The organism is Streptomyces sp. NPDC008150 (assembly GCF_042956945.1).
Classification (GTDB): domain Bacteria; phylum Actinomycetota; class Actinomycetes; order Streptomycetales; family Streptomycetaceae; genus Streptomyces.
Genome location: NZ_JBIBHJ010000015.1, coordinates 65,702 through 88,048 on the forward strand (window position 1 = coordinate 65,702; position 22,347 = coordinate 88,048).

Annotated in this window: 15 protein-coding genes and 1 pseudogene; 3 read left to right on the forward strand and 13 right to left on the reverse strand. The window is 72.7% G+C overall.

Translation table 11 applies throughout. The features are described from left to right. Positions 1-126: 126 nt before the first annotated feature. The gene (locus ACFZA0_RS30475; RefSeq protein ID WP_391022897.1) at positions 127-1,830 is read right to left on the reverse strand and encodes an alpha-amylase family glycosyl hydrolase; all 1,704 of its coding nucleotides are present in this window, start codon (positions 1,828-1,830) and stop codon (positions 127-129) included. After that, positions 1,821-2,825: a TIGR03885 family FMN-dependent LLM class oxidoreductase gene (locus tag ACFZA0_RS30480; protein ID WP_391022899.1), complete on the reverse strand. Its 1,005-nt coding sequence runs from the start codon at positions 2,823-2,825 to the stop codon at positions 1,821-1,823. The genes ACFZA0_RS30475 and ACFZA0_RS30480 overlap by 10 nt, the downstream gene beginning before the upstream one ends. A 555-nt stretch (positions 2,826-3,380) precedes the next feature. Between ACFZA0_RS30480 and ACFZA0_RS30485 the strand changes: the two genes are divergently transcribed. Further along, a complete protein-coding gene (locus ACFZA0_RS30485; protein ID WP_391022901.1) occupies positions 3,381-4,073 on the forward strand; it encodes a hypothetical protein in 693 nt (230 codons plus the stop codon). 129 nt (positions 4,074-4,202) lie between these two features. Here the strand turns inward: ACFZA0_RS30485 and ACFZA0_RS30490 are convergent, their stop codons facing one another. The 8 genes from ACFZA0_RS30490 to ACFZA0_RS30525 all read right to left on the reverse strand — a co-directional run bounded on the left by ACFZA0_RS30490 (position 4,203) and on the right by ACFZA0_RS30525 (position 15,259). Then, positions 4,203-5,798 (reverse strand): NCS1 family nucleobase:cation symporter, encoded by a 1,596-nt coding sequence (locus ACFZA0_RS30490; protein WP_391022903.1) that lies wholly within the window; start codon positions 5,796-5,798, stop codon positions 4,203-4,205. Between the two features lie 139 nt (positions 5,799-5,937). Next, entirely contained in the window at positions 5,938-6,957 is a 1,020-nt protein-coding gene (locus ACFZA0_RS30495; RefSeq protein ID WP_391022905.1) for a TIGR03842 family LLM class F420-dependent oxidoreductase, read from the reverse strand. A 77-nt stretch (positions 6,958-7,034) separates the two neighbouring features. After that, positions 7,035-8,435 (reverse strand): dihydropyrimidinase, encoded by a 1,401-nt coding sequence (hydA, locus tag ACFZA0_RS30500; protein WP_391022907.1) that lies wholly within the window; start codon positions 8,433-8,435, stop codon positions 7,035-7,037. 97 nt (positions 8,436-8,532) lie between these two features. Next, entirely contained in the window at positions 8,533-9,375 is an 843-nt protein-coding gene (locus tag ACFZA0_RS30505) for a nitrilase-related carbon-nitrogen hydrolase (RefSeq protein ID WP_391022910.1), read from the reverse strand. 156 nt (positions 9,376-9,531) lie between these two features. Continuing rightward, positions 9,532-11,085 carry a PucR family transcriptional regulator ligand-binding domain-containing protein gene (locus ACFZA0_RS30510; RefSeq protein WP_391022912.1) on the reverse strand — a complete coding sequence of 518 codons (1,554 nt, stop codon included), beginning with the start codon at positions 11,083-11,085 and terminating at the stop codon, positions 9,532-9,534. A gap of 26 nt (positions 11,086-11,111) precedes the next feature. Next, the gene (locus ACFZA0_RS30515) at positions 11,112-12,398 is read right to left on the reverse strand and encodes an aminotransferase class III-fold pyridoxal phosphate-dependent enzyme (protein ID WP_391022914.1); all 1,287 of its coding nucleotides are present in this window, start codon (positions 12,396-12,398) and stop codon (positions 11,112-11,114) included. After that, positions 12,395-13,237: a nitrilase-related carbon-nitrogen hydrolase gene (locus ACFZA0_RS30520; protein WP_391022916.1), complete on the reverse strand. Its 843-nt coding sequence runs from the start codon at positions 13,235-13,237 to the stop codon at positions 12,395-12,397. The genes ACFZA0_RS30515 and ACFZA0_RS30520 overlap by 4 nt, the downstream gene beginning before the upstream one ends. A 342-nt stretch (positions 13,238-13,579) precedes the next feature. Next, positions 13,580-15,259, reverse strand: a complete 1,680-nt coding sequence (locus tag ACFZA0_RS30525; protein WP_391022918.1) for a hypothetical protein — start codon at positions 15,257-15,259, stop codon at positions 13,580-13,582. A gap of 456 nt (positions 15,260-15,715) precedes the next feature. On the opposite strand from ACFZA0_RS30525, the gene ACFZA0_RS30530 reads away from it, so the two are divergent. Continuing rightward, positions 15,716-18,367: an AAA family ATPase gene (locus ACFZA0_RS30530; RefSeq protein ID WP_391022920.1), complete on the forward strand. Its 2,652-nt coding sequence runs from the start codon at positions 15,716-15,718 to the stop codon at positions 18,365-18,367. A gap of 115 nt (positions 18,368-18,482) precedes the next feature. On the opposite strand, the gene ggt is transcribed toward ACFZA0_RS30530, so the two are convergent. Next, complete coding sequence (gene ggt / locus ACFZA0_RS30535) at positions 18,483-20,288, reverse strand: gamma-glutamyltransferase (RefSeq protein ID WP_391022922.1); 1,806 nt, start codon at positions 20,286-20,288, stop codon at positions 18,483-18,485. 108 nt (positions 20,289-20,396) lie between these two features. Between ggt and ACFZA0_RS30540 the strand changes: the two genes are divergently transcribed. Next, entirely contained in the window at positions 20,397-21,158 is a 762-nt protein-coding gene (locus ACFZA0_RS30540; protein ID WP_391022924.1) for a hypothetical protein, read from the forward strand. A 210-nt stretch (positions 21,159-21,368) separates the two neighbouring features. Here the strand turns inward: ACFZA0_RS30540 and ACFZA0_RS30545 are convergent. After that, positions 21,369-21,554 (reverse strand): annotated as a pseudogene (locus ACFZA0_RS30545) (amino acid ABC transporter permease); the annotation flags it as partial. 313 nt (positions 21,555-21,867) lie between these two features. Next, complete coding sequence (locus ACFZA0_RS30550; protein ID WP_391022926.1) at positions 21,868-22,314, reverse strand: DUF6278 family protein; 447 nt, start codon at positions 22,312-22,314, stop codon at positions 21,868-21,870. Positions 22,315-22,347: the final 33 nt, after the last annotated feature.

Sequence of the window (22,347 nt, forward strand, 5' to 3'; positions counted from 1 at the left end):
AGAGGAGGCCATGCCGCGCGACCCCGCTTCCGCCCCGGGGCACCCTCACGTCCGCGGTCCCCGTTTCCCGCGGGGCGGAGGAGAGGCACGTCGAGCCTGAGACACCCCTCCGCCCCGGCGCCCGGTTCAGCTCGTGGACGTCGCCCGGTCCGGGTCGTCCGCCGGAGTGCCCACCCGGAGCCACTGATAGCCGAAGGGCGGCAGATCCAGGAGGAGTTCGGCATCGTCGGAGAGGGTGAGTCCGGCGTGCGACGCGTCGAGGAGATCCGTCAGGCGGCCGCCGGCGCCCACCTCGGGGAGCCGCAGCCGGGCGGTGGAGACCCGGTCGGCGAAGTTGTGCAGGGCGAGAACCCGGCCGTTGGCCGTGCGGCACAGGTGTGCCAGTACGGCGGGGTCGCCCGTGCTCAGCAACTCGTACTCGCCCCAGGCCAGTTCGGGAGCCTCCCGGTAGCGCTCGACGAAGGTCCGGATGCGGCTCAGCAGTGAACCCGGATCGCGGCTCTGCGTGTACACGTTGACCTTGTCCGGCCCGAACTCCCCTTCGGTCAAGGGGTTCGGGAAGGTGTCGAGGGCGGCGGTGGAAAAGCCCGCGCCCTTCTCCGGGGTCCACTGCATCGGGGTGCGGACGGCCTGGCGGCCCTCCGCCGCAAGGTTCTCCCCCATGCCGATCTCCTCCCCGTAGAAGAGGACGGGCGTGCCCGGCAGGGTGAAGAGCAGGCTGTATGCGAGCTCGACGCGGCGACGGTCGCCGTCGACCATGGGCGGCAGCCTGCGGCGCAGCCCCCGGTCGTAGAGCTGCATGTCCTTGTCCGGACCGAACGCCTCGAAGACCTCGGCGCGTTCGCCCTCGCTCAGCTTGTCGAGGGTGAGCTCGTCGTGGTTGCGCACGAACGTCGCCCAGTGCGCGTCCTTCGGCGCGGCGGGGCGCTCGCGCAGCGCGTCGGCCAGCGGACCCGCGTCCTCGCGCGCCATCGACAGGTACATCCGCTGCATGCCGACGAAGTCGAAGCACATGGTGAGTTCGTCGCCCCGGTCCGAAGCGGGGTCGCCGAAGAACCGGGTGAGGCCGTCGTAGGGGAGGTTGACCTCGCCGAGCAGTACCGCCTCGCCGTTGCGGCGGCCGAGGAAGGCGCGCAGGTCGGCGAGGTAGTCGTGCGGGTCGGGCAGCGCGTCCGCGTCGTCCTGTCCGTCCGTCTCCAGCAGGAAGGGGACGGCGTCCACGCGGAAGCCGGACAGGCCCAGTTCCGTCCAGAAGCCGACGACGCGCGCTATCTCGTCCCGCACCTCGGGGTTGGCGACGTTCAGGTCCGGCTGCTGCTTGTAGAAGCGGTGCAGGTAGTACTGGCCGCTGCCCTCGTCGTACTCCCACAGGCTGTTCTCGGCGTCGGGGAAGACCACCCCCTTGGGGCCGTCCTTCGGGGGCTCGTCCTGCCAGACGTACCAGTCGCGGTGGGCCGAACTCCTGCTGGAACGGGCGTCCTTGAACCAGGGATGGTCCTCGGAGGTGTGGTTGACGACGAGGTCGGCGATGACGCGGATGCCGCGGTCCCTGGCGGTGCGGACGAACTCGGTGAAGTCACCGAGGGTGCCGAGGCGCGGGTCGACGCCGTAGAAGTCGGTGATGTCGTAGCCGTCGTCGCGTTCCCGCGTCGGGTAGAAGGGCATCAGCCAGACGCAGGTCACACCGAGGCGCACCAGGTGGTCGATGCGCTGGGTGAGGCCCGCGAAGTCCCCGATGCCGTCGCCGTTGCCGTCCTGGTAGGTCTCGACGTCGAGGCAGTAGACGACCGCGTTCTTCCACCACAGGTCGGACGTGCGGGTCAGACGCATCGGTACTCCTCGGCCGTCGCGGACAGCGGTGTGGTGACGTCGAGCCGCGGCAGCACCTTTGCTCCGAACGTCTCGATGAACGAGCTCTGTTCGCGGCCCACGTGGTGCAACATGACGGTGTCGAAGCCGAGTTCGACGTACTCCTGGAGCCAGGCCGCGTGCCGGCCCAGGTCGGACGAGACGTTCACCGTGCCGGCGACCTGCTCGGGTGTGACGTGCTCGCTGACGATGTCGAACAGTTCGGCGGAGTCCAGGTCCCAACTGGCCGGGGGCGAGTGCACGTTGGTGCGCCACTGGTCGTGGGCGACGGCCAGCGCCTCCTCCTCGTCGGGCGCCCAGCTCAGGTGCGCCTGGAGGTGCAGGGGGCCTCGGCCGCCAGCGTCCCGATAGGCGTCGACGATCGCGCGCAGGCGCTCGCGCGGGGCGTTGACCGTGATGAGGCCGTCCGCCCACTCCGCGCACCACGCCGCGGTCGCGGTACTGCACGCGGCGCCGACGAGCGGCGGCACGGCCGGCGGCAGGGTCCACAGCCGCGCGCGGTCCACGGTCACCAGGCCGTCGTGGCTGACCTCCTCCCCGTTCAGCAGGGCGCGGATGATGTCGACGCACTCGCGCAGCCGCGCGTTGCGCAGGTCCTTGCGGGGCCAACCCGCCCCGGTGATGTGCTCGTTGGACGCCTCGCCGCTGCCGAGCGCGGTCCAGAACCTGCCCGGGTACATGGCGGCGAGACTCGCGATCGCCTGCGCGACGATGGCGGGGTGGTAGCGCTGGCCGGGGGCGTTCACCACACCGAACGGCATCCGGTCGGTGGCCTGGAGCGCGGCGCCGAGCCACGACCAGGCGAATCCGGACTCCCCCTGACGCACGCTCCACGGCGAGAAGTGGTCGGAACACATGGCGGCCGTGAAGCCGGCGCGCTCCGCTTCCACCACGGCGTCGAGCAGGTCCGCGGGCGGGATCTGTTCGTGCGAGGCGTGCAATCCGTAGACGGTCATGCGGCGGCGGGTACCCCTCCCCCGCGCCCCGGAACCGGCGGAACCGCCCCGGGGCCAACCCCGCGGGCGTGCCCCTTCCCGTCCGCCCCACCGGACACGGGCGCCGCCCGCGGTCGGGGACGACGGTCGCAACTCCGTTGATCCAAGGCCCCGTTCGGAGAGAGCCCCACCGGGCCGACCGGGCCCGGCCCCCGGCCCTGACGCCGCCGGCCCGGAAGACGGACTCACCGTCGCCGCCCTGGGCCGCACCGCCCCGGCTTCCGCACGCACCCCCTTTGGTCACTGTCCGGAGGGGGTCGCCTCCACGTCCGTGGCACCGGAACCGGGCGACCGGAACAGGCCGTCCGCCTCCGCCCGGGAACCGGCACGGCGTGCCCTGCGCCGATGCCTGTCCGGGGGCGGTCCGGAGGCGCCCCGGGTGGGACCGGGTGGGACACAGGTCTCCCACAGTCGCCGTCGTAGGGCATTCCCTCTGCACAGGGACTCGTGTGACACTGGCGTCCCGTCCGCAGTGCGGCCCCCACTTCCGCACCGTCCCCCACGGAAAGAACGCCCGTGCGTCCTCTTCCCCTGCCGGTCGCCCTCGGCGCGCGTCTGGCCCCGGTCGTCGTCCTCGCCTGTGCGGGTTGGGCCGTTTCCACGGGACCGCTCGCCGCGGCCCCCGCCGATCACCAGGCGGCGCAGCAGAGCGACCCGCAGTCGGCGGAGTCGTCCTCCCCCGGTGCCCCGTCGCCGTCGGCCTCCGCCTCCGCGACCTCGGCCACCTACGGGTCCGCCCCCGCCGCGTGCACGAGCATCGCCACCGCGACGATCAAGTCCCTCGTGCCCGGGGCGAAGACGGCCGGCAAGGAGATCCCGTCGACGGACACCGCCAAGCGCCGGACCTGCTCCTGGAACGCGCTCAAGGGCTACGACTACCGGTGGCTGGACGTGTCCTTCGAGCTGAGCGACACCGTGAAGCAGGCCCAGCAGGCGTACACGGAGCACACCACCGCCAAGGGCAACGGTGCCGCGGTGTCCGGGGTGGGCGACCAGGCGTACTCGGCGACCGCCCTCACGACCGACGACAAGCAGCAGACCCGTGAGACGGTGCTCACCGCGCGGGTGGGCAACGCCCTCGTCGTCGTCACCTACAACGGCAGCGACTTCGAGTCGAAGAAGGCGCCCGCGGAGAAGGTCACCCAGTCCGGCGCGCTGAAGGCGGCCGCCCAGGCGGTGACCGCTCTCAAGAGCGGCACCAAGGCCTGATCCGGCCGCCGGCCGGCGCGCGTCACGGTCGCGCGGTCCCCCGGAACCCGGGCCCGCCCGTACGCGGTCCGGGGCCGTCGTGGCCGGGTGCCTGACGCGTACGGGACCTCACGCGTCAGGCATCCGCGCTCACCCCGTGGCGGCCGTACCCGCCGGGCGCTCCGTGCCCGTGGGATCCGCGTCCGCCCGCTCCGTACCCTCCGTGCCCGTGCGGCTCGCGGCCGTCAGGGCCAGGTAGAGGACGAGCGAGGTGCCCAGCCCCACGGCCCAGCCGTAGTCGGCGAGCGGCTTGAGGAAGGGGACGAGCCCGTCGACCGGGAACGGCCCCGCCTTCTTCCCGTCCTGGCCGAGTGTCGAGTACGAGCCGCCCACGGCGAGCAGCCCGCCCACCGCGAACGCCACGACCGCGCGCCAGTTCCAGCCGGCGGTGTACCAGTACCGTCCCTCGGCCCGGTACAGGTCCGGCAGGTCCAGCACGGTACGGCGCACGATCCAGTAGTCCGCGATCAGGATTCCGGCGACCGTGCCGAGCAGGCCGCCGACCACGCCCAGCCAGGTGAAGATGTACAGCTCCGGCGTGGAGGTCAGCTTCCACGGCATGACGACGACCCCGACGACGCCCGCGACGATCGCGCCCGTCCGGAAGTTGATGAGCTTGGGCGCCAGGTTCGCCAGGTCGTACGCGGGTGAGACGACGTTGGCGGCGATGTTCACCGAGATCGTCGCCACGAACACGGTGATCAGCGCGAACAGCAGGCCGAAGACGTTGTCGGTCTTGCCCGCGAGTTCGACCGGGTCCCAGATCGCCGCCCCGTAGACCTGCTGGGACCCGGACGTCACCAGGACCGACATCAGCGCGAAGATCGTCATGGTGGTGGGCAGGCCGAGGGTCTGTCCCCACACCTGGGCGCGCTGGCCCCTGCCGAAGCGGGTGAAGTCGGGGATGTTCAGCGAGAGGGTCGACCAGAAGCCGATCATGCCCATCAGGCCCGGGAAGAAGACCTTCCAGAAGTCGGGGCCCCAGCCGACCTTGGACGGCTCGTCCAGCAGCGGACCGAACCCGCCCGCCTTGTTCGCGATCCACACCAGCAGCACCACCGCGCCGACGAGCACGAACGGCGCGGCCCAGTTCTCGAAGCGCCGCAGGGTCTCCATCCCCCGGTAGATGATGGCCAGTTCGAGGACCCAGAAGACTCCGAAGCACAGCCACAGGGTCCACGGGTAGCCGCCGACCTCACCCGCGTCCGCCCAGCCGCCGAAGATCTTCCCCAGCAGGACGAAGATGCCCTGCCCGCCGATCCACGTCTGGATGCCGAACCAGCAGCACGCCACCGCCGCACGCACCATCGCGGGCAGGTTCGCCCCCCGGATGCCGAAGGAGGCCCGTGCCAGTACCGGGAAGGGGATGCCGTACTTCGGCCCCGCGTGCCCGGTCAGCAGCATCGGCAGCAGCACGATGACGTTCGCCAGGGCGATGGTCAGCACGGCCTGCTTCCAGTCCATGCCCAGCGCCACCAGCCCCGAGGCCAGTGTCCAGGACGGGATGCAGTGCGCCATGCCGATCCACAGCGCGACGAAGTTGTAAGTGGTCCAACGGCGTTCGGCGAGCGGGACCGGCCGCAGGTCGTCGTTGGCGTAGCGGCTGCCGGCCGGATACGCGTCGGCGGGCAGTTCGACGGCACCCGCGGCTGCGGGTGCGGCTGGTATGGGCGTGGTGTCGGTCATGGGCAGGCCAATCGGTGAGACGGGTCGGGAAAGGCCGTGCGTGCGGGGGGCTGTCGCGGCGGACGCGGGTCTGCCGCGAAGTCCCCTCCCCGGGACGGCGGGAAGGGGACGATCAGGGGGCTGAACTGCCGTACGGGGATCAGACGTTGACGGCGGGGATGACCTTGGAGCCGTAGGTGTCGATCACGCTCTCCTGCGCGTCGTGCATGTCGTAGAGGGCGAACTGGTCGACTCCCAGCTCACGCAGCGCCCTGAGCTTCTCGACGTGCCGTTCGACCGGGCCGACCAGGCAGAACCTGTCGACGATCTCGTCCGGCACGAACTGGGTGTCGGGGTTGTCGGCCCGTCCGTGGTGGGAGTAGTCGTAGCCCTCGCGGGCCTTGATGTAGTCGGTGAGTTCCTGCGGGACCATGCCGCCGTCGGTGCCGTACTTGGAGACCAGGTCGGCGACGTGGTTGCCGACCATGCCGCCGAACCACCGGCACTGCTCGCGCGCGTGGGCCAGTGCCTCGGGCGAGTCGTCGTCGGTGACGTACGCGGGGGCGGCCACGCAGATCTTCACCTCGGCCGGGTCGCGGCCGGCCGCGCGGGCCGCGTCCTTGACCGCCTTGACCATGTACTCGGTCAGGTAGAGGTCGGCGAGCTGCAGGATGAAGCCGTCGGCCTCCTCGCCGGTCATCTTCAGCGCCTTCGGCCCGTACGCGGCCATCCACACCGGGAGTCGGGCGTCGGGCCCGGCCCACGGGAAGCGGATCACGGTGCCGCCGAGGTCCGCCTCCTGTCCGCTGCCCAGCGCCCGGATGACCTTCATGGCCTCACTGATCCGGGCCAGCGTGTTGGGCTTGCGGCCCGCGACGCGCATCGCCGAGTCACCGCGGCCGATGCCGCACACCGTGCGGTTGCCGAACATGTCGTTCAGCGTGGCGAAGGTGGAGGCGGTCACCTCCCAGGTCCGGGTGCCCGGGTTGGTGACCATGGGGCCGACGGTCAGCTTCGAGGTGTTCGCCAGGATCTGGCTGTAGATGACGAAGGGCTCCTGCCACAGCACGGCGGAGTCGAACGTCCAGCCGTAGCGGAAGCCGTTGCGCTCGGCGCGCTTCATGAGGCTGATGACCCGCGAGGCGGGCGGGTCGGTCTGGAGGACAAGTCCGAAGTCCATGGGCGCCGCTCCTTGGTGCTGTCGTCCGGGTCGGTCGTCGGGGGCCGGCCGCCGGCGGCTGTCCGCCGGCCGCGGGATCAGTCGAGGTACTGGCAGGTGGCACGCGGGGTGTAGACGCCGTGGCCCGCGCGTCCGGTGAACTCCCGCTCGGTGATGACGGGTTCGCCGCGGGAGAGGACCGTCTCGACCCGGCCGGTGATGCGCCTGCCCTCGTACGCCGAGTAGTCGACGTTCATGTGGTGGGTCTCGGCGGAGATGACCTGCTCGGCGTTCGGGTCGTAGATCACCACGTCCGCGTCGGCGCCCGGGGCGATGGTGCCCTTCTTCGGGTACAGGCCGAACATGCGGGCCGGGGTGGCGCAGGCGATCTCGATCCAGCGCCTGCGCGAGATGTGGCCGTCGACAACTGCCTGGTGCATCAGGTCCATTCGGTTCTCGACGCCAGGCATCCCGTTGGGGATCTTCGAGAAGTCCCCGCGCCCCATTTCCTTCTGGCCGCTGAAGCAGAACGGGCAGTGGTCCGTCGACACCACCTGGAGGTCGTTCCGCCTTAGGCCGCTCCACAGCGCCGCCTGGTGCTCGCGCGGCCGAAGCGGCGTGGAGCACACGTACTTGGCGCCCTCGAAGCCGGGCTCGGCGAGGTTGTCCGTGGACAGGAACAGGTACTGCGGACAGGTCTCGCCGAACACGGGCAGCCCGGTGTCGCGGGCGCGGGTGATCTCGGCGACGGCCTCCTCGGCGGAGACGTGCACCACGTACAGCGGGGCGCCGGCGACCTGTGCGAGGCGGATGGCGCGGTGGGTGGCCTCGGCCTCCAGGAGCGCCTTGCGGACCTCGCCGTGGTAGCGGGGGTCGGTCTCGCCGCGGGCCAGGGCCTGTTCGACGAGGACGTCGATGGCGATGCCGTTCTCGGCGTGCATCATGATCAGCCCGCCGTTGTCGGCGGCCCGCTGCATGGCGCGCAGGATCTGTCCGTCGTCGCTGTAGAAGACGCCGGGGTAGGCCATGAACTGCTTGAACGAGGTGACACCCTCCTGCACCAGGAGGTCCATCTCCTTGAGCGTGTCCTCGTTCACGTCGGAGACGATCATGTGGAAGCCGTAGTCGACGGCGCAGTTGCCCTCGGCCTTGGCGTGCCAGGCGTCGAGGCCCTCGCGCAGGGCGCCGCCGACGCTCTGGATGGCGAAGTCGACGATGGTGGTGGTGCCGCCCCAGGCCGCGGCGCGGGTGCCGGTCTCGAAGGTGTCGGAGGCGTAGGTGCCGCCGAACGGCATCTCCATGTGGGTGTGGCCGTCGACGCCGCCGGGGATCACGTACTTCCCGGTCGCGTCGAGGACGGTCTCCGCCGTCCATGCCTCGGCGGCCGGGGTGCCGGTCGCGGCGAGGGCGGCGACGCGGCCGTCCTCGATCAGGACGTCGGCGTGGATCTCGTCGGACGCGGTGACGACGAGTCCGCCGCGGATGACGGTACGGCTCATGCTCCCTCTCCTTCCGGTCGTACGTGCACGGGGTGGCTCCGTTCGCGACGCGGGCCGGGCGGCGGGTGGCCGGGGCCGGGCCGCCCGGCCCGCGGGGTCAGGGCGCGGTCAGCGGGCCGTAGGCGCCGGGGACGCGGTCCCGGTAGAACTGCCAGCGGTCGCGGACCTCGCGCAGGGTGTCCATGTCCAGGTCGCGCACGACGAGTTCGGTCTCCTTGTCGCCGGCGACCTCGCCCACGAACTTCGCCTCCGGGTCGACGAAGTACGTCGTGCCGTAGAAGTCGTTGTCGCCCAGTTCCTCGACGCCCACCCGGTTGATCGCGCCGACGAAGTACTCGTTGGCGACGGCGGCGGCCGGCTGCTCCAACTGCCAGAGGTAGCCGGAGAGTCCGCGCGAGGTGGCCGACGGGTTGAAGACGATCTCGGCGCCCGCGAGGCCCAACGCCCGCCAGCCCTCGGGGAAGTGGCGGTCGTAGCAGATGTAGACGCCGATCCGCCCGACGGCGGTGTCGAAGACGGGCCAGCCGGAGTTGCCGGGCCGGAAGTAGAACTTCTCCCAGAAGCCCTGCACCTGGGGGATGTGGGTCTTGCGGTACTTGCCGAGGTAGGAGCCGTCGGCGTCGATGACGGCGGCCGTGTTGTAGAGGACGCCCGGCTGCTCCTCCTCGTACATGGGCAGGATCAGGACGATGCCCAGCTCGGCCGCGAGTGCCTGGAACCGTTGGACGGTCGGGCCCTCGGGGACCGCCTCGGCGTACTCGTAGAAGGCCTTGTCCTGCACCTGGCAGAAGTACGGGCCGTAGAACAGCTCCTGGAAGCACAGCACTTGAGCGCCCTGGGCGGCGGCGTCGCGGACCGCCTGTTCGTGCACCCGGATCATCGACTCCTTGTCGCCGGTCCAGGCGGTCTGGAAGAGGGCGGCGCGGATCACTCTGCTCATCGGGAACCTCCGGTCGCTCGGTGTACGGCGAGCCTAGGAAGCGGACGGCGCGGCTTTGAGATGCACCGTGTCACGTCCGGGGACGGCTCGCGTGGCACCGTGTCATCTGCCGACCGGCCCATGTTTCACCGCCGTTCTCCCTGGTGGCCGCGTGTTTCAGTGGTGTTGCGCGTCGTGGGCGAGCAGTGCGATGTGCACGGATGCCGCCTGCTCGAAGTCGTCGAGGTCGACGCCGAGCCGGGCCTGTATCGCCTCCAGGCGGCGGTACAGCGCGGGCCGTGACACGTGGTGGAGCTGGGCGGTGCGCGACTTGTTGCGGCCGGTGGCGAGGTAGGTGCGCAGGACGGACAGCAGATCGCCGTCGGCGGCGCACAGCAGACCGTCCAGCTCGCGCTCGGCGAAGGACTGCACGTGCGGGTCGTCCCGCAACAGCCTTACCAGGCCGCGCAGATGGACGTCGCGCAGCCGGACCACGGGCGGCAGGTCGAGGGCGTGCGCCGAGTCGGCCACGGCGTCGGCCACGTGACGGGCCTCGCTCAGCCCGGCCGGTACGTCGTCCCAGTCGGTTCGGGCCGCCGCGGCGGCGACCACGCACGCACCGGCCTGCGGGTCGGCGCGCAGCCGTGCCGCGAAGTGCGCGGCGAGCCCTTCGGCGTCCTGGTCGGGAGCGAGGCTGAGCAGGACGGCGGTGGCACCGTCGGCGAGTTCCGCGACCAGCCCGGCCAGTCCGAGCCGTCTCAACAGGCTTTCCAGTGACGCGGGTTCGGCGCCCCGCACGACGAGCGGCACGAACGTACGGCGGTTGACGGGGAGGCCGGCCGCGCGGGCCCGCGGCAGCAGTTGCCGGGCGGGGACGACGCCGCCGACCAGGTCGGTCAGCAGGCTCCGCGCCGACAGTTCCTCCCAACTGCGCGAGAGCGGGCCGAGCATGCGGTGCAGGACGACGGCCTCCGCCGCCCGGTCGGCGAGCAGCCGCCCCGCCGCGGCGTCGCCGCGGTAGCCGCACAGGGTGAGTCGGCCCCACCGCTCGCCGCGGCCGGCGAGCTCCGCGCGGACCCAGCCGTCGCCCTCGCGTCCCCCGGCCTGCCGGGCGATGCGTTCCCAGTCCCGCAGCACGTCGTCGACCGCGGCACGTTCACCGGCCGTCGCGAGGACGCGGTGGGCGAGGTTGGTGACGACGACCGGGCAGCCGCTGTGCTGCGCGACCTCGTCGAGCAGGCGTTGCAGCGGGGCGCCCGAGGTGATGAGCGCGGTCAGCGTGGTGCGCACGGCCTCGGACAGGCTGACCGCGGCGAACTTCCGCCGCACCAGCCGGGACTGCACCTCCTCCGTCAACTCCGCGAAGGGGAAGGGACGGTGGAGCACGACCATGGGGAGCCCGCAGCGTTCGGCGGCGCGCCGCATCACGCCGGGCGGGGCCGGGAAGGCGCGCCCGAGGCCCAGTACGACGGCCGCCGCCTCCGCGCGGTGCAGGGAGCGGATGTACTCGGCCTGGGCTCCCTCGTCGCCGACGAGCAGGACGCCGGTGGTGAGCACCATCTCTCCCCCGGTGAGCATCACCCCGACGTCGGCGGCCTCGGCGACGTGCACCCAGCGCACGGGCCGGTCCAACTGCCCGGCTCCGGCCACCACTTCGGGCTCCCCGGCGAGCACCCGCTCCAGGGTGAGGATCTGACGGACCGACAGGGCCGGTTCCAGAGCGGTGGTCATGGCGGTGCTCCCTGCTCGGGCTGTTGCTACCGGACGCTCCGCAGCGCCTGTTCGAGGAGCGCGGCGCCCTCCTCGGCCTCCGCGACGGTCAGCGACAGCGGCGGTGCGACGCGCAGCGCGCTGGTGTCGTGGCCGCCGCCCTTGCCGATGAGCAGACCTGCCTCGCGCGCGGCCTCCAGGACGGCGGTCGCGGCGTCCGGGTCGGCCGTGTCGGTGCCGGGGCGGACCAGCTCGATCCCGATCATCAGGCCCCTGCCGCGCACCTCGCGCACGTGCGGCAGGGGGGCGGCGACCGCCCGCAGCCGCTCGATGAGCAGTCCGCCGACCCGGCGGGCGTTGCCCTGGAGGTCGTGCTCGAGGAGGTAGGTGAGGTTGGCGAGGCCGGCGGCCATGGTGAGCTGGGTGCCGCCGAACGTCGAGATCGAGTTGGAGTCGAGGCAGTTCATGATCTCGGCGCGTGCGACGACGCCGCCGATGGACATGCCGTTGCCGATGCCCTTGGCGAAGGTCAGGATGTCGGGCGGCCCGGACGCGGCGTGGGCCTGCCAGCCCCAGAAGTTGTCGCCCGTGCGGCCCCAGCCGGTCTGCACCTCGTCCGCGATCCACAGGATGCCGCGCTCGTGCAGCACCTCGCGGAACGCCGCGTACAGGCCGTCCGGCGGGGAGGTGAACCCGCCCACGCCCTGCACCGGTTCGGCGATCAGCGCGGCCGGGGGGCGGGTGTGGCCGAGCAGGTCCTTGAGGTCGTCCACGCACGCCTCGATGAAGGCCGCGTCGTCGAGGTGCGCGAACGGGCCGCGGCTGCGGACGCCCCCGTGGACGTAGAGGGTCTGGAGGGGCGAGAGCGACGTCGGGGACCAGCCGCGGTTGCCGGTGATGCCGACGGAGCTGAAGGAGCGGCCGTGGTAGCTGTTGCGCATCGCCAGCACGGTGTTGCTGCGCCGGTAGGCCGTCGCGAGCAGCAGGGCGGTGTCGTTGGCCTCCGTGCCGGACGTCGTGAAGAACACCCGCGCGTCCGGGATGCCGCTCAACCGGGCGACCCGCTCGGCGAGTTCGACCATCGGACGGTTGAGGTAGAGGGTCGAGGAGTGCACGATCCGGCCGGCCTGCTCGGCGACCGCCTTGGTGACCTCGGGCAGCGCGTGCGCGGTCATCGTGGTGAGGATGCCGCCGAAGAAGTCGAGGTAGCGGTTGCCGTCCGTGTCCCAGACGTGGCGGCCCTCGCCGTGGCTGATCTCGATCGGGTTCTCGTAGTAGAGGGCGAGCCAGTCGGGCAGTACCCGACGGTGGCGTCCCAGCAGGTCCTTGGTCATGGCCGCACCAGCCCTTCGTACGCGTCGGGGCGGCGGTCGCGGTAGAACGCCCACTGCTGCCGCACCTCGTCGATGAGCCCGAAGTCCAGGTCGCGGACGACGAGTTCCTCCTTGGTGTCGTCGGCCGCCTCGCCGACGAGCTGACCGCGCGGGTCCACGAAGTAGCTGGTGCCGTAGAAGTCGTTGTCGCCGTACTCCTCGCGGCCCACGCGGTTGATCGCCGCCACGAAGTACTCGTTGGCGACGGCCGCGGCCGGCTGCTCCAGCTGCCACAGGTGCGCGGAGAGACCCCGCGAGGTCGCCGACGGGTTGTACACCAACTGTGCGCCGTTGAGGCCGAGTTGACGCCACCCCTCGGGGAAGTGCCGGTCGTAGCAGATGTACACGCCGACCTTGCCGACCGCGGTGTCGAAGACGGGCCAGCCCAGGTTGCCGGGTTTGAAGTAGTACTTCTCCCAGAAGCCGCCGACCTGCGGGATGTGGTGCTTGCGGTACTTGCCGAGGAACGAGCCGTCGGCGTCGATGACCGCGGCGGTGTTGTAGTAGAACCCGGACTGCTCCACCTCGAAGACCGGGACCACGATCACCATGCCGGTCTCGCGGGCGAGTTCGCGCATCCGGCGCACGGTAGGGCCGTCGGGCACGGGCTCCGCCCAGGCGTAGTGCTCCGGTTCCTGGACCTGGCAGAAGTAGGGGGCGTTGAAGACTTCCTGGAAGCCGATGACCTGGGCACCCCGCCGGGCCGCCTCGCGGGCGTGCTCCTCGTGCTTGGCGACCATGGACTCGGTGTCCCCGGTCCAGGTGGCCTGGACCAGGGCGGCGCGTACGACGTTGGCCATGAGCTGCTCCTTCGACAGGCCGTCAGAGCCTCTACGCCCGTAGACACCGGGCCGTAGAGGGACGAACGTAAGGCTCCGGGGCGAGCTTGCCAAGACCATCGTCGTTAACCCGCGAAGACGGTCGTGTTTCGCACTCCTGTGGGTGAGCGGGTGCGCTCCGCCACGGGCGCGGCGGGTGGTGTGGGTGGTGCGACCGGTACGGGTGGTGCGGTCGGGCGGCGGCCCCGGTCCGGGGTGCCGGGGGCTGCCGTTCGGATCGGCCCGCGGGTGCCCGACGGTCCTTGTCCGCCGCGGACGTGCGTGCCGGACCCCGCGTCCGCGAGCCGGGCCGAACGACGGCCCCTAGGCCGTCAGGCCTGCCACCCGCAGGGCGTGCACCAGGTCCCAGTGGCGCTCGTCGGAGACCCCGCGGGCGGCCTCCAGCAGCAGCGGGACCAGCCGCTCCGGGTCGGGCTCCGCGCTGCGGGCGGCCTCCTCCGGCGTGCGGACCCGCACGTACGCGTCCAGCAGCGCCGCCACCTCGCGGTGGCGGTCCTGGTCCGCGAGGCCGAGGACCGCCAGGCCGATCTCCGCCGCGGGGCGCGCCACGCCCTGGCGCAGGATCTGCTGCCCGTCGCCCGTGCGCCCCGCCGCGGTCAGCGCGTCCGCCGCCGCGACCAGTTCCTCGGCCGGGAGACCGGCCGCCTCCCAGAGCAGGGTCACCCAGTCCGCGCCCAGGTCGGCCCGCTGCAACTCGGCCGCCAGCAGGGGGAACCGGGCCGCCGGCCAGTGGGCCGCCTCCACCAGGACGGCGTGGGCCTCGCCGCTGCGCCCCTCGCGGCGCAGCCGGACCAGGGACTCGATCGTGGCCGCCACCGCGAGCCGCGACTCACCGTCCGGCTGCCCGCCGCCCGGCTCCTCCGGCTGCTGCCGGGTCGTCTCCGCCGCGCCCGCGAAGCGCGCTCCGCGCGGGGAGCGGCCGCCGGTCACCGCCGGGACCGACGGCGCCGCCTCGGGGGGCACCGCCTCGGGCACGGTCCCCGGCTCCGCGATCCCCGCGAAGCGGGCGCTGCCGCGACGGCGTTTCGAGCGCTGCCTGCCGGTCGCCGCCGGCACCGCGGGCGGGGCGGGGGCGGGGTGCGGTTCCGGTGGCGCGGCGGGGGCGTCCGCGCGGTCGTCCGGGGCGTCGAAGGCGTGCGCGACCGGCGTCGCGTCGTACGGGGCCTCGCCCCGGAGGCCGGGCCCCTGCCGGAGCGGGGCCCGGTCCGGTCCCGGGCTGCCGGGTGCCTGGCCGTACCGCGGGCGGGCCGGGTCCTCCCACGCCTCGTGCCGGGCCTCCGGGCCCGTGGCGCCGGGGGCGCCCGCCACGTCGCGCTGCCGGGGGACCCCGGGCGCGCCCGCGCCCCGGGCCGCCGCGCGCGCCTCGTCCGCACGGCGGTCGGTGACCTCCGCCGCCGAGAGCCGCGCGGGGCCGGCCTGCCCTGTGCGGTCGCCGCGGGTCCTGCCGTCCGGAGCGGGGCCCGCGGGAATCCGCCTGTCGTACGCCGCCATCCTGGCGCGCAGCTCCGCGCACCGCGCGGTCGCCCGTTCGTGGTCGTCGCGCGCCCACGCCAGTTCCAGCCGCAGCGCCTCGACCGCCTCGCGGGTCGTGGTCCCGCCCGTCCTGCGGCCCAGGTCGGCCAGCCGCTCGGCGGCGTACCGCTGCTCGCCGAGCATGATGTCGAGCCGGTCGCCCAGGGCGTCGCGGCCGCCGGGCCGGGAGTCGTGCGCCGCCAGCGCGGCCAGGTGCAGGACGCGGGCGCGTTCCCGTTCCGGCGCGGGAGCCTCGGCGCCCGAGCCGTAGGCAGCGCCCAGGTCCTGGAGAAGTGCCTCCACGACGTCCCAGGGCGGGACCTCGTGGCCCTCCAGGCAGGCCCGCATGCCCTCCGGGTCGCGCTGCCAGAACACCCCGCACCAGCCGGCGCCCTGGTCGAGGCGGCCGAGCAGGCCCTGCAAGTAGTTCGCGAACTCCCTCATCCGTCCCGGGAGTTGATCCACAGCCATCGCCCAACTCCCGCCAGACTGGAGCACTCCGATCCGTAGACAACACCAGCGGTGTTACGGGGCGGCTACGGGGAGTTTTCGGTGATCGTACAGCCGGACGCCCGCGAGTCCGCGCGTTTTGCGCAACAACAGGGCTTCGCGGGGCGGGAGTTGACCGAAGGGGCCGGGGCGGGGGCTCGCCGGACGGCCCGGGGAGCGGTGGCCGGGGGGCCGGTGTCCCGACGGGCGGGGACGCGGCGGCGGCCGTGCGGAGGCCGCGCGGGACCCCGATGTCGTGCGCGCGAGGGCGTCGCGGGGGCGGGCCGGCTCCCCGAGGTGCTGTGCACCGCCGATCGTGCGACGGTGGAACAGATGCGTGCCCGGCGGTGAGCGGAATCCCACCGGGGCGCGCGCGAGCACCGGCACGACGATCTACCAGCGCGTCCCCCTCGCGCCGGGACGCCGGAACGGATGCCCATGACCAGCGGGTTCAACGGTCCGCAGGGCTACGGCCCGGACCCTCTCTCGGAGTTTCTCGCACGCTTCTTCGGCGGCACCGCAGGAGGAGGCGGCACGAACGGAACCGGCGGCGGGAACGGCGGGTCCGGTGGCGGCCGGGGCGGTGGCAAGCAGCATGTCGACATCGGCCGGCTGCTGAGCCGGCCGGCCCGGGATCTCATGCGGGACGCCGCCCAGTACGCCGCGACCCACGGCAGCCGCGACCTGGAGACCCAGCACCTGTTGCGCGCCGCCGTCGCGGGCGAGCCGACCCGCGACCTGCTCAGCCGGGCCGGGACCGACCCCGACGCCCTCGCCGCGGAGATCGACGAGCGGTCCGGCCCCGTGCGGCCGCCCCAGGAGGAGGCCCCGCCCGGCGCGCCGCCCGACGCCGTCTCGCTCACCCCGGCGGTCAAGCGGGCCCTGCTCGACGCGCACCAGCTCGCGCGGGCGAGCGGTACCGGTTACATCGGCCCGGAGCACGTCCTCGGCGCGCTCGCGGCCAATCCCGACTCGGCCGCCGGGCACATCCTCGACGCGGCCCGGTTCGCGCCCTCGGCCCTCCCCTACGAGGCTCCGGAGCCGCCCGCGCAGGGCATCGAGCACCCCCGCAGCAGCACGACGCCGACACTGGACAAGTACAGCCGCGACCTGACCGACCTCGCGGGGCACGGGCGGATCGACCCGGTGATCGGCCGGGACGACGAGATCGAGCAGACCGTCGAGGTGCTCTCCCGGCGCGGCAAGAACAACCCCGTGCTGATCGGCGACGCCGGGGTCGGCAAGACCGCCGTCGTCGAGGGGCTCGCGCAGCGCATCTCCGACGGGGACGTGCCGGACATCCTGAGCGGGCGCAGGGTGGTCGCGCTCGACCTGACGAGCGTCGTCGCCGGTACCCGCTACCGGGGCGACTTCGAGGAGCGGATGAACTCCATCGTGGGCGAGATCCGCGCGCACTCCGACGAACTGGTCGTCTTCATCGACGAGTTGCACACCGTCGTCGGAGCCGGCGGGGGCGGGGAGGGCGGCGGCTCGATGGACGCCGGCAACATCCTCAAGCCCGCGCTCGCCCGCGGCGAACTCCACGTCGTGGGTGCCACGACGCTGGAGGAGTACCGCCGCATCGAGAAGGACGCGGCCCTGGCCCGCCGGTTCCAGCCGATCCTGGTGCCCGAGCCGTCCGTGGCCGACGCCGTGGAGATCCTGCGCGGGCTCCGCGACCGCTACGAGGCGCACCACCAGGTCCGCTACACGGACGAGGCGCTGGTGGCCGCCGTCGAGCTGTCCGACCGGCACCTGAGCGACCGGCGCCTGCCCGACAAGGCCATCGACCTGATCGACCAGGCGGGCGCCCGGGTCCGGCTGCGGGCCCGCACCAAGGGCACCGACGTGCGGGCCATGGAGCGCGAGGCCGAGCAGCTGGTGCGGGACAAGGACCAGGCCGTCGCCGACGAGCAGTACGAGCGGGCCACCGAACTGCGGGACCGCGTCGTGGAGTTGAAGCAGCGCATCGACGCCGCCACGGGCGGTGCCGGCGCGGACGACGGGCAGCACCTGGAGGTGACCGCCGAGGCGATCGCCGAGGTCGTCTCGCGGCTGACCGGCATTCCCGTGGCCAGCCTGACCCAGGAGGAGAAGGAGCGGCTGCTCGGGCTGGAGGAGCACCTGCACCGGCGGGTGGTCGGGCAGGACGAGGCGGTGCGTGTCGTCTCCGACGCCGTGCTGCGCTCCCGGGCCGGGCTCTCCAGCGGTGACCGGCCCATCGGCAGCTTCCTGTTCCTCGGCCCCACGGGCGTCGGCAAGACGGAGCTGGCGCGGGCGCTCGCGGACGCGCTGTTCGGCAGCGAGGACCGGATGGTCAGGCTCGACATGAGCGAGTACCAGGAGCGGCACACGGTCAGCCGCCTGGTCGGCGCGCCGCCCGGATACGTCGGCCACGAGGAGGCGGGTCAGCTCACCGAGGTGGTCCGCCGCCACCCGTACTCGCTGCTGCTGCTCGACGAGGTGGAGAAGGCCCATCCCGATGTCTTCAACATCCTGCTCCAGGTGCTCGACGACGGCCGGCTGACCGACTCCCAGGGCAGGACCGTCGACTTCACCAACACGGTCGTCGTCATGACGAGCAACCTCGGCTCCGACGCCATCACCCGGCGCGGCGCCGGTATCGGCTTCGGGGCGGGCGGCGCCGACGCCGACGAGGAGGCCCGCCGCGAGCAGGTCCTGCGGCCGCTCCGGGAGCACTTCCGGCCGGAGTTCCTCAACCGGATCGACGAGATCGTGGTGTTCCGGCAGTTGAGCCAGGAGCAACTGCGGCGGATCACCGACCTGGAACTGGAGGGCACCCGGCGCCGGGCGCAGGGCCAGGACGTGTCGGTGGTGTTCACCGACGCGGCCGTGGACTGGCTGGCCCGGCGCGGCTACCAACCGGAGTACGGCGCGCGGCCGTTGCGCCGCACCATTCAGCGCGAGGTCGACAACCGGCTGTCCCGGATGCTGCTCGACGGCGGTGTGCTGCCCGGCGGACGCGTGACCGTGGACGTCGCCGCCGACGGGGCCGGGCTCGACTTCCGGACGGACGGCTCCACGGTCGCGGCGGCCGAGACGGAGGGGTGGCCCCCGGAGCCGGCCTGACGCCGCGCCCGGCGGGCCCGCGCCGGGCCGGTTCCGTCACCCCCGCGTCGCGTGACCCCCGCGTCGCGTGACCCCCGCGTCGCGTGACCCCCGCGTCGCGTCGCCCCCGCGTGCGTCACCCGTGGGAGGCCGGGCGCACCACCATCGCCGATCCTCCGCCGCGGCGTACGGTCTCCGCGGCAGCCAGCCACCTGCCGTCCGGCAGCCGTTGCACGCCCGTCGCCGCGCCGATCTCCGGGTTCAGGGTGAACGAGTGGCCCAGGGACTCCAGTTGGGCACGCAACGGGCTGTTGTAGAGGCCCGGTTCGAGTTCGGTCGTGGCCGCGTTGCGCTGGCTGGCGCGGGGTGCGGCGATGGCGTCGACGAGGGGCAGCCGGCGGTCCAGGAACCCGGTGAGGGTCTGGAGCACGGTGGTGATGATGGTCGCGCCGCCGGGCGAACCGAGCGCCACGACGGGCTTGTTGTGACGGTCCAGCACGATCGTCGGGGAGATCGACGAGCGCGGGCGCTTGCCGGCGGCGGGCAGGTTCGGGTCGTGCACCGCCGGGTTGGCGGGCGCGAAGGAGAAGTCGGTGAGTTCGTTGTTGAGCAGGAAGCCGCGGCCGGGCACGGTCATCGCGCTGCCGCCGGTCTGCTCGATCGTCAGCGTGTAGGAGACGACGTTGCCCCACTTGTCGGCGACCGTGAGGTGCGTGGTGTTCTCGCCCTCGTAGGTCGTCGGGGCGGCCGTGCCGCCCGCACCGCAGGCCGCCGGGCTGCCGGGGTCGCCGGGTGCGAGCGGGCTGGTGAGCACCGCGTCGTCCTTGATCAGGCACGCCCGCGAGTCGGCGTAGGACTGCGACAGCAGCCCCTGCGTGGGCACCTTCTCGAAGGCCGGGTCGCCCACCCAGCGGCCGCGGTCCGCGAAGGCGATGCGGCTCGCCTCGATGAAGTGGTGCAGGTACTGGGTCTGGCTCGCCTTCGAAAGGTCCGTGTTCTCCAGGATGTTGAGGGCCTCGCCCACCGTGGTGCCGCCCGAGGACGACGGCGCGATGGAGTAGACGCCGAGACCGCGGTACGAAGTCCGGGTCGGTGCCTGGAGTTTGGCCCGGTAGGCGGCGAGGTCCTTCGCGGACAGGTCGCCGGAGCGGGCGTTCCAGCCGGAGGCCGGGTCGACCGGCGGGTTGTTCACGGTGGCGAGGATGTCCTTGCCGAGGTCGCCGTGGTAGATCGCACCGATCCCCTTGCGGCCCAACTCCTCGTAGGTGCGCGCGAGTTCGGGGTTCTTGAAGGTCGAGCCGACGGCGGGCAGGGCACCGCCGGGCAGGAACAGGTCCGCGGTGTCGGGGAAGTAGCGGAAGCGCGTCTCGTTGGCCGCCGTCTGGCTGCGGAAGGTGTCGTCGACGGTGAATCCGTCGCGGGCGATCCGCTCGGCCGGGCGCAGTACGGAACCGAGCTTCCTGGTCCCCCACCGGTCCAGCGCGGTCTGCCAGGTGGCGGGGGTGCCCGGGGTGCCCACGCTCAGGCCGCTGCTGACGGCGTCCGCGAAGGCCAGCGGCTTGCCGTTCTCCAGGAACAGGCCGGAGTCGGCGCTCAGCGGGGCGGTCTCCCGGCCGTCGATGGTGCGTACCGTACGGGACTTGGCGTCGTAGTAGACGAAGTAGCCGCCCCCGCCGACGCCGGAGGAGTAGGGCTCGGTGACCCCGAGGGCCGCCGCCGTGGCGACGGCGGCGTCCACTGCGTTGCCGCCGTTTCTCAGCACCTCGATGCCGGCGGCGGTGGCGTCCGCGTCGACGCTGGAGACCGCTCCGCCGTAGCCGACGGCCACGGGTGTCTTGGCCGGGGTGGCGGGGTGCGCGTCCGGTGGCGCCGCGGCTCCCACCGAGACCACGGCGGCCGAGACCGCCAGAACCGCCAGTTTCCGTCCGACAGGGTGACGCATCGGAACCTCCAGTGAAAGGCCGTCCGGGCAGCCTAGTTCAATTGCCATGACCCCGTCAGGAGCGCGGGGAATCCCGGCGGGGGGCTCGCAGCGCTAGCATGCGCGCCCATGAATGACGACCTGCGCAACATCCTTCTCGGCGTGATAGCCGCCGGCGTCAGCGCGGCGCTCGGCTGGCTCGCCCGCACCTATCTCTGGAAGCGCAAACTCAGACGCAAACAGGCGTTCTTCGGGCTTCCGGACAACTCCGAGTCGCTGCTCGTGGTCAACCGCGAGGCGGGCGGACCGGAGTTGACGGTGATGCGCCACGACGTCTTCGCGCTGCTCGAACTCTCGGCCCTCATCAAGGACTGCAACGCGCACGCCCAGGTCGTCGCGCACGACGCGGCCCAGCAGGGATTCGGGGAGCGCACCGAGTTCTGCGTGGGCGGTCCTGCCTCCAACCGCCGGATGGCGGCCCATCTGCACTCTCTGCTGCCGGGCGTCCGCGTCAACGTCGACGCCGAACCCGGCCCGGACCGCGGGGCGTTCCAGATCGGCACCGAGCGGTACCGGCTGGAGCCCGGCAAGGGCGAGTACGTGATCCTGGCGAGGCTGACCGCCGGGCAGCCGCACGGCGCCCGGCCGGTCTTCCTCTTCTGCGGCCAGCGCGCCATCACCAACCAGGCGGCGACCCGCTATCTCGCGCGCCAGCACGAGCGGTTGGCGCGCAAGCACGGTTCCCGGACGTTCGTCCTGCTGCTGAAGGTCGTCAACTCCCAGGCGTACGGCCCCGATGTCGTCGAACTCGTCGCGGACGTGAGCCGGGAGGCGCAGACCCCGCTGCCCGCGGTGGCGGCGCAGCGCACCTCGCACCGGGCGAACGACTGAGCGGGTGGCGGGCGAGGGAGAGCGGTGCCCCCGCCGCGCGTCCGCACGACGCGGGGGCCCGCTCGGCCCGCCCTCCACGAGCACAACCCGTCCGGCACGCGGCTGACCTCCTGCCCGCCGCGGCAGCCCCGTCGTCGGGGTCCGCCGCGCTGTCCGAGCAGTGATCTCCGGCCGCTGCCGGGCGGGATCGGCCCTTCGAACTGCTGCCCCCTACGGTCGGGTCGGCGTGGGGTGGCCCCCAGCCGGCAGCAGCGTTCCTGGTCCGGCCGGGATCGCGCCCACGGCCTTCGTCCCGGGATCACACCGGGCGCACCGCGTGAGCGGCGCGCGCATCCCGACGTGGATCGGCGGGATCACCGTCACCACGGGGATGAACGGCAGATCGTAGTCGAGGTTGGGCGTGCGGGGCGGTCCCCTGCGCGACGAACCGTCCTCACTTCCCCCCGGACGTGTCCCGCGCGCAGGCTGCGGGCGCGCGGCGGCCCGTGGTGTTTCCGGACGCGCGAAGGCCCGTGGTGCTTCTTGAGGTCACTCGGCTCGATCGACGGATCGACGGCCATGCCCAGCCCCGCTCACTCTCGGCTGTGTGGTGTTGCCGCAAACTATCCAGCCGGCACCGGAGTTAAGGTGCGACACGCACTTTTCGGGCATTAGCCGTATTTACACCGGACTTGGGACGCGGGCCGTGGTCCGGCGGGGCGCGGGAGGGTCACTCCTCGGCCACCTCCGCGTAGAGCTGGGAGAGTTCCGGGGCTCCGCTGTCGGCCCACTCGTGGCCGGCCTCCACGACGTCGAACTCCCGTCCGGAGGTGAGCAGTACGACGGGCTGGCCGTCCGGCCGGATGTCCCAGGACGCGCCCGGGACCGTGCGCACGATGACGGTGCCCAGGTAGAGGCCGGCGTCGTTGCCGAGCCAGGGCAGAACCTCCGCGTCGTCGCGCCAGCGCGGCACGAGCTGGTCCACGGCCGCAAGCGATGCCGGGGTGTCGTCGAGCCGGACACCGCCCTGCGCCGCCAGGGACCGCAGCAGCTCGCACTCGGACAGCAGCTCGGCGACGCCCTCGGGATCCCGGGTGCCGGCGTCCGCCGCCAGCACCGCGACTCCGTGGCCCGGCCCGTGCTTCTTCCGCCAGTTGCCCAGGAACGGAATGTTCATGGGCACAGGGTGACATCCCCGTCCGTGCGGCAC